The sequence below is a fragment of the Hymenobacter sp. M1-2 genome (genome assembly GCF_057808495.1).
Genome location: NZ_JBTYZO010000010.1, coordinates 13660 through 26441, shown reverse-complemented (window position 1 = coordinate 26441; position 12782 = coordinate 13660). Strand labels below are relative to the sequence as shown.

Below are 12782 nucleotides of genomic sequence, written 5' to 3'. Positions count from 1 at the left end.
CCACTACTTTCTACCCCCTTATTTCAAATACCATCTTATTCACTCAGGACTTACGCACGGCGGCGCTTGTTTAGCCCCGGAGGGGCGGTATATCGGTAGCAAAAACAGCTGCGCTATTGAACCAAGCCCCGTAGGGGCGACACCAATCGTTGAACGGTTGGTGTCGCCCCTACGGGGCTTACAGGTTAATAGTCCATTGGCTGCTACCGATATACCGCCCCGCTGGGGCTCCCCGTAAGCCGCCGTGCGTAAGCCCTGCTTATATGAGCAGCCATTGGCTTGCATTAGCCTACGATTCGGCTGGTGTTTTAGCCCGCAGAAGGCGCAGAAGTTGGCGCAGAGGACGCAGAAGCAAATGGCTTTCAACAAGCAGACGTGAAGGAGCGCGTTTCTACGTTCTGCTGACGTTGTCGCGGATCAGTTCGAAGGATGAGTAGCTTTACTTTCCGCGCTTCCAGCGGTAGTAGGCGCGGTACCACCCGGAAGTCTTTTTGCGTAGCGTAGCCGGTGTTTCCTCCGGAAACATATTGACCCTGAAAACCTGAAACCGGTCGTCTTCTATGTGCATGCCGCCGGTGTCGGTAGCCACGCCAAAAGCAAAGCCAGCCTCCCGGACCTCTTGCTTCGTGGCTTCGTCTAATGACCCGAAGGGATAGGCGAACGAGACAATGGTGATGCCTAATGCTTTTTCGAGCGTGGTTTTGCTTTCCCGAATTTCCTGGGCGGCTTGGGGCTGCGGCAGGTCGGGCAGGCGGACATGGCCCATGGTGTGCGCCCCAATCTCCCAGCCCGCTGCCACGAATGCCTGCTTCTGCTCCTCGCTCATAATCTCACTGCGCGGCTCGTTGGGGTCCGCGTCCACGTCCCAGCGGTTGTAGCGGATACTGGCGTCGCCGAGCAGATAAAGCACGCCGCGGTAGCCGTAGCGTTGCATGAGCGGCAGCAGATTGGTGTAGTTATCGGTATAGCCGTCGTCGAAGGTGAGGACGATGGGGCGAGCGGGAAAGCCGGCCAAGTCCTTTTCGCCGTTGGCAAAAGCCAGGTAGTCGATGAAGGTGATAGGCGTAAACTGCTGCCGCTGGAAGAAGCGCAGGTGCTGCTCGAAATTGTCCTTCGTTACGAAGATGCGGTGCCTGGTTTGCAGCGGCGCATCGGGTATTTTGTGGTACATGAGCACCGGAATGAAGCCGGGCACCCGCTTTTTCATGATAGCGGAACGGTACACAGCCAGCACTTCGGCACTGATGCGGGGCAGATTGTAGTCGGTGCGTACGCGCTGGGCCAGCACCTCTGGTACAGGCTGCGGGGCTTGCAAAAAGGTGCGTGCTTCGGCTAGCAAGGCTGCGTAGTCTACTTCGGTGGAGGTGAAGCGCGGGGAGATGTCGCCGAAATTGGATGCAGCGGCGGTGCGGTAGGTTTCATCTGTCACGATGCCTTCGGAAGACGCTTCACCCAGGGCCAGCACCGGCACGCCAGCACCCAGCGCCTCAATAGCCACTCGCCCCGCTCCAACCACCAGCGTGGAGCGACGCAGCCAGCCCGGCACGTCCTGCGTGAAACCCACCACTTCAATTCGCTCGCCGAAACGAGCTTGCAAGTTTGCCAGCGCCATTTTTCCTAGGCCAGGCAGGTGGTCCATCTCTCCCCCTATCAAAGCCAAACGCAGAGTAGAAAACTCCGCCAGCAGCACCGGAAACACCTGTTGCAGCAATGCCGCCGCCCGTTCTCCTTTGCCACCATTGAAACGGCCGACAAAGGAAACACGAAGCGGCGCTGGCGTGGCCTCATCCCCCCGGCCCCCTTCTCCTTCAGAGAAGGGGGTGCCAGACGTTTTAGCGTTAGAGCTAGCGTCAGCACTAGGTTCTAGGGCTAGTTCCCCCTCTCTGAAGGAGAGGGAGCTAGGGGGTGAGGCTCCGAAATCTACTCCGTTGGGAAGGGCTGTTATTTTCTCCGGGCGCATCTTCACCTCCTCAATTAGGTGGGTGCGCAAGTTGGCGCAGATGGCAATGACTTTGTCGCCGTAGATGTCGAAGAGACTGGTGCTGGCGTGCAGGTGCTGGCGGCCGTGCACGGTGCTGACGAGCGGCACTTTGAGGCCGCGCAACGCGAAGTAAGCCACCCAGCTAGCGGCCCGGGAATGGGCGTGTACAACGTCTATGCGCTGCGTCCGCACCAGCGCCCGGATGCGGCTACTGTTGCGCAGGCGTTGCATGTGCCGCCGGTTGCTGATGGGCAATTGCTCTACGTGCCCACCCGTGGGTAATGTGGCGGCATCGGAAAGCAGCCACACTTCGTGCCCTTGCGCCCGATGTGCTTCGGCCAAATGCACGGCATAGCTCACCGAGCCAGCGAAGAAATTGGCAGATAACACGTGCAGGATGCGCATAAGAGAAAAAGCAAAAGATGCCGCTAAAGGTACGAAGTCGCCTTAGCGTGCTGTCGACGCTCTGTTTTCCGTCATAAAATCACTAAGTTTCATCCTGAGGCATAACCGCAAAATACAGCGAGCGTGTCTTTCAGATGCCTTGCAGTCGTTTCAGTTGACTTTTGCCCGCTCAGATTACCATCTTTCAGCTTACTATTTATTGAACCACAAATCACAAATAATGGAGAGCTTTTTACTGTTAGTTCTAGGTGTGCTCGGCATAGTGTTTTATCAAAGGCTAGCTGACCGGATAGTTCGGCTCACGCAACGCTTAACGCAACGAGAAAAAGACTTTGCTCAGTTATTCACGCTTGTTGAGCAACTGCGCGAGGAGCTACGCCAGCAGCGGGCAAGTCGGCCACCCGTTGCAACCCCGCCGGTAGTTCCAGTTGCACCCGCCCCGCCCGTCGTGGCTTCGGCACCGCCCGTAGCAGCGCCACCTCGCCCCGCCGCCATCATTCCGCCCGCAACGGCAACACCTGCCGTGGCTTCCGTTCCAACGGTACCGAAGCCGGCGGTGCCAGCTCCACCAGTCGCCGTTCCGCCGATTTCGGTACCGGCTGCTACGCCAAACCCAGCAGCGCCTACACCGCCAGTGGTGCCAGTGCCACCGGTAGTAGCACCCCGCCCAGTTGAAGAGAAAGTACCAGTAGCAGCCGCGACACCGGCAACCCCATCTGCTCCAACACCACCTTCGCCGCCGCCACCACGGCCTATTCTGCAGCCGGCGCCGGTGCCCGCCGAGCCTGCGGGGCCTACGTGGTGGGAGCGCACGGAGCAGGTGCTGCTCGACAACTGGACAGGCATTCTAGGAGCGGTGGTGCTCGTGACGGGCATTGGATTCCTGGGCATCTACACGGCACTGCGCGTGAGTCCGCTCATTCGGTTTGGGATGATTACGGCCTTCGCGGCAGCCCTGCTGGGTGGGCATCATTATCTGAAAACCAAACCATTTGCGGCACGCCTGCACGTGTGGCTGCAAAGCAGCGCGGCGGCCGTTTTCCTGTTTGCCTGCGTGGGCGCCGTGAACGTGCCGGGTCTGCAATGGGCTGAGCCGCCGCTGAGCTACGTGCTGCTGCTAGCGGGTGTAGCTGTGAACCTCTGGCTGGCTTGGAGCGCCAGCCGCGAGGCGGTAGCTACGCTGCACGGCGTGCTGAGTCTAGTGGCGTTGGCGGTGCTGCCGGCTACCCTGCTCCCGTTGGCCGCAGCGGCGGGCGTCACGGCCTTCAGCATCTTCATCACTTACCGCCAGCGCTGGAAATACCAGCTGCTGCTGAGCATTGTCAGCTTTTTTGCCTTTCACCAGTTCTGGCACTTCCACGCTGGTCCGGCCACGGGCGCTACGCGGCTGACGGCAATGGGGCTGGTGCTGCTAGTGGGCGTGGTGGCGGCCGTGGTGCAATACCGCCGCGTGTACGCCAGCCTGCGCTTCGACCCGCTGCTGTTTTCGGCCCACGTGCTCAATTGGACCTGCCTGGGCATCAACCTCTACCAATACAGCACCGGCTCGCCCTGGAAAACGGTGCCACTGGGCCTCGGTGCGCTGCTTACGTTCTGGGTGGCGCGGCAGGCCCGGCAGCTGGGCATCCGCTGGCTATTCCGCACCGACAGCATCATTTCCTTGATGCTGGCCTTGTTCACGGCATTTTCGTTGCAGGGCTGGCACGCTACTGGCTCGCTCATCCTCGTATTTATGGTGCTCGAAACCTTGCTCATTGCCTTCATTATGGCCCGCGAGCGGGAAATGGTGGTGTTTCAGGTGGCTTCGGCCGGCGCGCTGCTGGCGGGTATGGGTCTGCTGCTCCTCAATGTGGCCCAGCTCACTTCTTACACTTCCACGGAGCTACATCGAAACGCATTTCTGCTGCTGCTAGTTGGCTGGTTGGGAGCAGGCTATTTCTACCTGGTTCAGCGCCAGCCGTTGCTTAACACCGAAGAAAACACCAACGACCTGGCGCTGTATCGAGGCTTTGGCGGCATGGTCGGGGCCCTGTACTTAGGCGGCGCGGCCTTGCTGCTGCGGGCTCTTTTCGGGGTCGAAGATTCGCCCGTCGCGGGTTTGGTGGGCGGCGCGGCGGCAGCAGCGGGAGTTGTGTTTGCGGCGGCTTGGGTGCTTCGTCCGGCCCCGGTGTGGTTCCGCACCATGCACCTCCTACTTGGCCAGGTTTTGCTGATGGTAGCCATTCTGGGGCTGCACGAAGCGGGCTTGGTTTGGCCCGCCGTGGCTATGCTGCTGTATTTGGAAAGCCTGCTGCTCGCCGGGGCGCTGGGTCGCGCCGCCGAGATGCCGGCTTACCGCGTGCTATTAGTAGCTACGCTGCTCAGCGGCGTCTGGCTGCTGGCGGCCGCGGCTTTCCTGGCTCGGCCAATGCCTCTGGTGCTGCACCGCAATACCATCATTCTACTTTTCACTGCCTTCGCTAACTCCGTGGCGCTGCACCTCACCGTACGCCTACCCCGGCTGACCAACCTGCTCATACACCGCAACGACCGAAGCTTACACAGCGGCCTGCGGGTGCTGACTGGTTTGTTGTACGCGGGCGGCTTGTGGTTGCTGGGTCGGGCATTGTTTGAAGTAGAAGCCCCATCGGTAGCCGCTCTGGTGGGAGGTGCCGCGGCGGCGGCGGGCGTGGTGTTCGGGCTGGCCTGGTGGATGCGCGGCAGCCCCGGTTGGTTCCGGCCGCTGCACCTGGTACTGGGGCAATTGCTACTAACTCTCGCCATCCTTGGACTGCACGAAGCCGGGCTTTCCTGGCCGGCCGCGCTTACGCTGCTGTACCTCGAAACCTTGGGTATGACGCTATTGCTGGCTTGGCGCGCCGAACTGCTGGTGTACCGCCTGCTGCTCATCACCTCCCTGCTGCTGGCCATAGCGCTGCCCTTGCTGGTGTACCGGACTAGCCCCGACCTTCTCCCTGATACTTTACGGGCCGCGCTGCTGGTAGGGGCCGCGCTGGCCACGGCCACCACGCAGGCGCTGCTTCATCGGCTCGGTGCTCCGGTGCACGATGGAATGCCGCTGGCTTATAACCCACTCTACCGCCTGCGGCTACTAGGTGCGCTGACTGGCCTGCTCCTGTTAGCGGCGGGTGGCTTGGTATACGAACACACCTGGGCCGGCTGGGTTGCCGTGGCGCTCGGCAGCACATTGCTATTGGCCCGGCGCTTCGTAGTGATACCAGGGTTATGGGTCGGCGTGCTGTTTGCGGCCGGTAGCTATACCGGGCTGCAATGGAGCCACGTGTTGCCAGCGGATCTGCTTTTCCAGCCACTACCAGTACTAGGCTACCTCCTGCCGCTGCTGGTGCTACCAGCAGTGGGCTTGGCTTGCTCGTGGTGGGAGGCGCGGCAGCAACACGTGCGCTGGCCCTGGCTGTACTTGCTGGGGCTGCACGCGGCCGTAGCCATATGGGCGGCCTTTGCCCCGCGCACGGGAGCCTACCCGGTTCTGCTTTGGACCTTGCTGGCAGCCGGAGCCGCCACCGCTGCGCACATCGTAAGGCAGCGCTTCTCCGAAACTGCTACTCTAGCCCGCCAAGGCTACCCCGACCGTTTCCTGTTGCACCTCACCTTCGCCCTACTCACCGCTGCGTTTTTCGGTCATTTGGCACTACTGCTTGAAGTACCTACCGATACGCTGCTCGGCATTCCGGCTCGGCGTTTCACGGCCGGGGCGCTTCTATTGGTGCTGGCTGTTCTGGCCTGGCAACGGCCTCCCACAACCGAGCCGGTGTACCGGTCCTGGCGGTACGTGCATCCCTTCTTACCGGAACTGACGTTGTTGCTAGCCGTTTTCACGCTGAAATGGGAAGTCCGGGTGGAATGGGAGACCTTGCTGTGGATGCTGCTGGCGTTTGCCCTAACGCTAGGTGCCGGCCGCTTGCCTTACCGGCTGCGGCGGGTCCGGGTATACGGCCTGTTTTTCTTTGGCGCGACGGTGTTTTGGAGCAGTTACGTGGCGCTGGCTTACCTCAGCCCCGGCCAGCTTCTAACGACCCGTTGGTTGGTTACGGCCGCCGCGGTGGCGCTGCTTTTCGCCTACGCCGCCGTCTTCTTCAACCAACGGCCACTGTTGGAAGATGCTTACTGGCCGCCAGCGTTGGTGCCGTTAGCCGCTTTGGGGCAATTGTCGAAACGAGTGCTGGTGCCGCTGCTGTTGTACCCGTCGTTTTTGGCTCTTACGCTGCTGCTAGTCCAGTCGTTTGACCGGTCGGTGCTCACGGTACTGCTGATGATGGAAGTTGTGGCCGCCTTCGTTAGTAGCTTGCTGCTGCGCCGGCAGGATCTGCGCTACGCGGCCCTGGCCGGCATTGCCATCTGCCTCCTACGCCTGATGTTCTTCGACCTGCGCCAGAGCGGCACCATCACCCGCGCCATAGTCTTCATTCTGATTGGCTTGTTGCTGCTTGGCATGAATGCCCTGTATGCCCGCTTTAAAGACCGTTTCGCACCACTACCACTCGGTTCGTTGCCACTTGACTCGGACCCGGAAGAGCCAAACTCTGAAAATGACGCTGTTGAAGGATAGGGCGGGCTTCATTGCGTAGTTGTGAAGCCCGCCAATGTCTCGCAATTGCCCCGAAGCCAGGGCTATGGAATGGTAAGCGCCACAGCGGCGAGACGCAGTTTAGCTCATCATTCGGCTACTTCGTGGCGAAACCATTCAGCCTTGGCTTGACGCTTCATCTTGATTTGCGGGCAGTAGTGTTGTATCTTCCGTGCCCTACTTTCTTTTCTCACTCCATGCAATTCCAAGACCTCCGCTATTTTCTGGCCTACCTGGTGCCCGCCTGCGCGGCGGCGGGCTTGGCCCTACGGGGCCCCTGGGCCTGGCTAACACCGCTGTTTGTGTTTGGGCTAGTGCCGCTGTTGGAGCTACTTTCGCCACCCTCTCCGGGCCGCTCCGATGAGCCCGCCACCGCCGGCCCGGCCCGTCACCCCTTCTTCGATGCGCTGCTTTACCTCAACGTGCCGTTGCAGTTAGGGCTGTTGGGCTGGTTTCTGTGGGTGATGACGCATACTTTACTCACCGGAGCGGAAACTGCTGGTCTGATATTCAGCATCGGGATTTGCTGCGGGGCGTTGGGCATCAACGTGGCGCACGAGTTGGGTCACCGCCCGCGCCGCTACGAGCAGCTACTGGCCCAGGCGCTGCTGCTGAGCACACTTTATCTGCACTTTTTCATCGAGCACAACCGCGGCCATCACCGTCACGTGGCCACTCCCCTCGACCCCGCCACCGCCCGCCTGCACGAGCCGTTTTGGCGCTTCATGCCGCGCGCCGTGTGGGGCGAGTACCGCTCCGCCTGGCATCTGGAGCAGGAACGCCTCACGCGGCAGCAGCTTCCGGCTTGGTCGTGGCAAAATCAGATGCTACAGTTCCAAGTGGCGCAAGTGGCGCTGCTGCTAATAGTAGGGCTGGTTTTCGGCCCGAAGGCGCTGCTAGCCTGGGTAGCAGCGGCGGCAGTGGGCGTGGTGTTGTTTCAGTTGGTAAACTACGTTGAGCACTATGGCCTGCTGCGTCGTCGTACCGAAAAAGGCATCTACGAGCGCGTGCAGCCCCACCATTCCTGGAACTCGGAGCACGCCGTAGGCCGCATCTTACTCTACGAGCTCACCCGGCATTCCGACCACCACTACCTCGCTTCCCGCCCCTACCACACGCTCCGCTTTCAGCCGGCCAGCCCCCAAATGCCCACCGGCTACCCCGGCATGATGCTCCTAGCAGCCCTGCCGCCGCTCTGGTTCCGGGTAATGAACCCAAGGGTACCAGCAGCGGGATGACAGGTTTTAAGTGACAGGTAACAGGTGAAATGCTCGTGCTTCATCTATACTAAAAAGCGCATCCCCCTTCACCTGTCACGTGTTACCTGTCACCTAATTACCTCACTCCAAACCCACGATAACAGCATACACGCCATTTACCACTTCCGCCATGCGGCGGAAATTCAGCGTGTCAATGGTGTCGGTGGATTGGTGATAGTTGGGGTTGCGGAGGAAGGACGTGTCGTTGATCATGAGGGCCTCGTAGCCGAAGTTCCAGTAGTTGCGATGGTCGGAGAGGCCGGCTAGGCCCATGCTAGCGGGCAAGTTGATGCGTTGCACATCCACGTCGGCGCTGGTCTGCATGAGTTTTTGCACTTGTTGCGTGAAGGCTTCCTGCCCAGTGCGGCCCACTACCGTGATGAAATTGCCGGTGTTCGGATAAAGAGCCGCTAGTTGCTCATTAGGAAAATGCTGGGAGCCAGGCTCGTCGCGGAAGTACCCTATCATTTCGTAGCAAAGCATGGCCCGCACTGCCGCCCCCGCATCGTGCAGAGATTTGGCGTGCACGTAGCTGCCCATTTGTTCGGTGGCAAAGTAGGGGGGCTCTTCGTTTGGGTAAGCCACCAGTTTTACGCGGTAGCGTAGAACTGGGCGGTGCGCGTGCAGCAGGCGGGCCGTTTCGAGCAGGCCCGCTACGGCGCTGGCGTTGTCGTCGGCGCCGGGCTGGTCGCCACAAACATCATAGTGGGCCCCAATCACCAAACACGGCGCATTTTCGGGACCCGTTGTCAGGATGATGTTGCGATAAAGCCGGCTATCAGCTCGGAAGGTTTGCTCTTGCACCTCCCCGCTCAACTTTTCAAACTCGGCTTTGATGTAGTCGGCGGCTTGGTTGAGTGAAACCAGGTTGCGGTAGTTGCGAGCTGGTTGCAGCGAAGTTAGAAACTCCACATCGGCGTACAGGCGCTGTTGGTTGGCTTCCATAGAACTTACAGGTGGTGAGGGAACAGACGTATGCGGCCTCAGTCTACGCTGGTAAGCTAGGTAGCCGATTATCAGGAGCGCAAGACCAACAAAGAAGAAGATACTCGTGCGCATGTCCTACGTGTCATTACGCTGATAATACGTGCGTCTCTAATCATCGTCTCAGGTCCAGTTGGCCAGGAAATGGCTGCTTCTCTCTATAGTAATGCCAAAGCTAGCTACTTCTACGAAGGCCAAAGCGCCATCTGTGTAATGGAGGCTGAAGGACAGTGTTGGCGGCTAGCAGCTTCTGACTGCTTCATGGCTGCTTTTCCAGCGTCAGCGGCTGTTGCGCTAGAAACTGTGCCCTGGCTTGGGCAGCTTCTTCGGAGTGTGCTTCGGCCCAGTCCTGAATATGCTGTACCAAGCTGACCAAAGATTCGCCGAGAGGCGTCAGGGCATAGGTTACGCGGGGCGGACTAGCCGGTACCACTTCGCGAGTCAGCAGCCCTTCCATTTCCAGACGGCGCAACGTAACGGTGAGCATGCGTTGCGAAATACCTTCGATTTTGCGCAGCAGCTCATTGAAGCGCTGGGGCCGCTGAGCCAGAAAGTACACGACCAGCACTGTCCAACGGTCGGCAATGAGATTGAGCAGGTCGCGGGTAGGGCAATTGGCGTGGAAGATTCCCATGATGCTGGTTATGAAGTAACAAGGTTACTGCAAAGTACCTACTTACTTTTGGTAACTCCGCTATGTAGGTTTGTTTATCCTTTCACCATTACTTCTTCTTTATGATTGCTCTTACCGGCGCCAATGGCAAATTAGGCCGCGAAGTAACCCGCCTGCTCGGCGCGGACCCAACTGTCCCTCATTTCCGAGCATTGGCTCGCAACCCCACCGAAGCGCAGCAAGTCAACCCCGTTGCCAAAGCGAAGTTCGTGCAAGCAGATTTCGACGACGAAGCGGGCCTCACGGCTGCGCTACAAGGCATTGAACGGCTACTGCTTATTTCCACGCCCGACCCCAACGATGTACGTATCCGTCGGCAGCGGCAAGCCCTACAGGCAGCCAAAGCCGCAGGAGTGCGCCACGTTATCTACTTGTCTTTCCTGGTAGCTGACGGCGACAGTCCGTTCCCTTTTGCGGAGTCGCACGCCGCCACGGAGCAGGCATTACGGGAGCTTTTTCCCGACTCCTGGACTATTTTGCGGCCTAGCCTCTACCTCGACGCCTTGGCTATGGTGGCAGCCGAAGTCAGTGCTACCAGCGGCTTTCACGTGCCAGCAGGCCAGGCCAAAGTCGGCTTTATTTCCCGCCACGACATTGCGCAAGCAGCCGCCAAAGTACTAACTAGCAGCGGCCATGAGCAGAAAATTTATCCGCTCACTGGCACCACCAGCCATACCTATACCGAGGTAGCAGACACGTTAACCTCGGTTTTGGGTAAGCGTATTAGCTACACTGAAATAAACGAAGTAGCATACCGAGAGCAAGTCGGCTCGCAGTTGCCGCCACCCATGCTCGATGCGTTTGTTGCCATTTGGCGTACTATTCGGGAAGGCTGGTTCTCTCCAACCACCCCCGACGCAGAGCAACTTATCGGCCACGCGCCGCAAACGGTGCCAGAGTGGCTTTCGAACAATAAGGCGCTGTTTAGCTAACGGCCCGAACAGGCAGGCTACCCAGGCGGAATGTCTCACAAGGCGTTCCGCCTGTTGGCGTCCGTTTAGATGGACGAGAGTTGCTAAATATCTTGAGCCAAGCCCCCGTATAGCTTGCGCCCACCAGCTTCACGTATCTTTATCATCGACCTTACGCTAGCTGCCATGCCACCCATCACAGATATTTCCCAGCTCGACCTCAACAAACGCTACACCTACGCCGACTATCTCACCTGGCGCTTCAATGAGATTGTTGAGCTGATCAAAGGCCAAGTACGCCTAATGAGCCCCGCCCCGCGGCGGGCTCATCAGGATATTTCGGGTAATTTATTCGGTACTATACACACGCACTTGCTTGAGGGCTCCTGTAAGGTGTACCACGCTCCTTTCGACGTGCGCCTAACTACCGCCGGTCCCAACGGCAACGGCCATATCGAAACCGTAGTGCAGCCGGACTTATGCGTCATTTGCGACTCAAGCAAGCTGGATGAGCAAGGCTGCCTTGGCGCTCCCGACTGGATCATTGAGATACTCTCACCAAGCACAGCTTCTCACGATACGAAAACCAAGTTCGATCTGTACGAGGAAAGCGGCGTAACGGAGTACTGGATTGTATTTCCGGGCGAGAAAAGCATTGCCGCGTACGCCTTAGAGCAGGGCCTTTACGAGCTACAAGGCACCTACTATGCCCCCGACGACATTCCGGTCCGCACGTTACCGGGTTTGCAACTGTCATGGGAAAAGGTATTTAAGGATGTGTGAACCGCATAAGCAACTTTTGACGCTCAGCTGCAATAGCCCTGCTGATTCTTGTCCTCTTGGGCGCACTTCTAAAATCTAACTCCTATTCCTGCCGTGCGTGAGCTGAGAGCCCTAACCGGGCTGCGGTTTGTAGCCGCCTTTTACGTTCTAGTCTTCCACTTCTACAAGCGCGCGCTGCTACCTGAGTTGGCTTTGCCTCTACGCAACATTGTGTCGCAGGGCGCGCTGGGGGTGAATATGTTTTTCGTGCTTTCAGGACTACTCTTAACTTACAGCTACTTGCATGATGCGCGTTCAGGACAGTGGCCGAGCGGCCCAGAGTACCGACAATTTCTAGTTAAACGGTTGGCGCGCGTGTACCCGGTGTACGTGGCCGGCTGGGTAGTAGCGGCGGCAGTAGTTGTGGCCTCCAACATGCAACCCGCCTCTTTCGGCTGGCTGCTGCTGCTCAACCTCACGCTCACGCATGCTTGGCTGCCACCACTAGCGATGGAATGGTACGGCGGCGGCTCGTGGTCGGTAGCGGTGGAAATGTTTTTCTACCTGCTGTTTCCGTTGCTATTGCCCTGGCTGCTGCGGGTACGCCAGCCACAACAGTTGCTGGCTTTGCTGGTAGTGCTGTGGGCGCTGTCGTGCGGGCCAGGGCTGTTCTTTGCCAAGTTTCCGGCGTTGCCGCTGTTTCGGTGGGTCTACTCCTTTCCTCCGGCCCGACTACCCGAGTTCGTGAGTGGTATGGTGGCGGGACTATTGGTGTTTCAATGGAACTGGCGCTTACCGGGGTGGACCGTGGCAGCGGCCTGGGTAGTAGCAGGTATCTATTTAGCCCGTATTGGGCCTCGTTTTGAGGGTTATGTAGCCCATAACGTGTTAGTACTCCCAGCGCTGGTGCTCACGGTGATGCACCTAGCTTCCCCAACTCAAAGCCTGTTGGCGCGGTTGTTAGCAACGCGTCTGCTACATTATCTAGGGCGCATCAGCTACGGCTTCTACATCTGGCAATTGGCGCTGCTCATGCTGATTGATACGCTCTGGCATGAGCACCCGATTCGCAAAGAATTTCCCTTCAGTACTGTTAGCACATTAGGACTAATTCTACTAGCCTCAGTGGCTTCGTATCATCTCCTGGAAGAACCAGCCCGTCGGTTCGTGCTGCGGCGAATAGGGGCCGCTCCGCCCATAGAAGCTACCGCATAGCCGGCGC

The 12782-nt window shown here is 59.0% G+C and carries 9 protein-coding genes; 5 read left to right on the top strand and 4 right to left on the bottom strand.

Annotated elements, in window-relative coordinates:
- Positions 1-439: 439 nt before the first annotated feature.
- Entirely contained in the window at positions 440-2386 is a 1947-nt protein-coding gene (locus ACYSMN_RS11190) for a polysaccharide deacetylase family protein (protein ID WP_488923966.1), read from the bottom strand.
- 336 nt (positions 2387-2722) lie between these two features.
- Entirely contained in the window at positions 2723-3199 is a 477-nt protein-coding gene (locus tag ACYSMN_RS11185) for a hypothetical protein (RefSeq protein WP_488923965.1), read from the bottom strand.
- Here ACYSMN_RS11185 and ACYSMN_RS11180 point away from each other — a divergent pair.
- Complete coding sequence (locus tag ACYSMN_RS11180) at positions 3159-6953, top strand: hypothetical protein (protein ID WP_488923964.1); 3795 nt, start codon at positions 3159-3161, stop codon at positions 6951-6953. The two genes, ACYSMN_RS11185 and ACYSMN_RS11180, sit on opposite strands and share 41 nt — an antisense overlap.
- A 215-nt stretch (positions 6954-7168) precedes the next feature.
- Positions 7169-8209, top strand: a complete 1041-nt coding sequence (locus ACYSMN_RS11175; protein WP_488923963.1) for an alkane 1-monooxygenase — start codon at positions 7169-7171, stop codon at positions 8207-8209.
- Positions 8210-8311: 102 nt separating this feature from the next.
- Here ACYSMN_RS11175 and ACYSMN_RS11170 read toward each other — a convergent pair whose 3' ends face one another.
- Positions 8312-9175 (bottom strand): M28 family peptidase, encoded by an 864-nt coding sequence (locus ACYSMN_RS11170; RefSeq protein WP_488923962.1) that lies wholly within the window; start codon positions 9173-9175, stop codon positions 8312-8314.
- Positions 9176-9473: 298 nt separating this feature from the next.
- Positions 9474-9848 (bottom strand): winged helix-turn-helix transcriptional regulator, encoded by a 375-nt coding sequence (locus tag ACYSMN_RS11165; protein WP_488923961.1) that lies wholly within the window; start codon positions 9846-9848, stop codon positions 9474-9476.
- A gap of 101 nt (positions 9849-9949) precedes the next feature.
- Between ACYSMN_RS11165 and ACYSMN_RS11160 the strand changes: the two genes are divergently transcribed.
- The 3 genes from ACYSMN_RS11160 (at position 9950) to ACYSMN_RS11150 (ending at position 12775) form a co-directional block, all read left to right on the top strand.
- Positions 9950-10819, top strand: coding sequence for an SDR family oxidoreductase (locus ACYSMN_RS11160; RefSeq protein WP_488923960.1), 870 nt, complete (start codon positions 9950-9952; stop codon positions 10817-10819).
- A gap of 165 nt (positions 10820-10984) precedes the next feature.
- Positions 10985-11581: a Uma2 family endonuclease gene (locus ACYSMN_RS11155; protein WP_488923959.1), complete on the top strand. Its 597-nt coding sequence runs from the start codon at positions 10985-10987 to the stop codon at positions 11579-11581.
- A 93-nt stretch (positions 11582-11674) separates the two neighbouring features.
- Positions 11675-12775 carry an acyltransferase family protein gene (locus ACYSMN_RS11150; protein ID WP_488923958.1) on the top strand — a complete coding sequence of 367 codons (1101 nt, stop codon included), beginning with the start codon at positions 11675-11677 and terminating at the stop codon, positions 12773-12775.
- Positions 12776-12782: the final 7 nt, after the last annotated feature.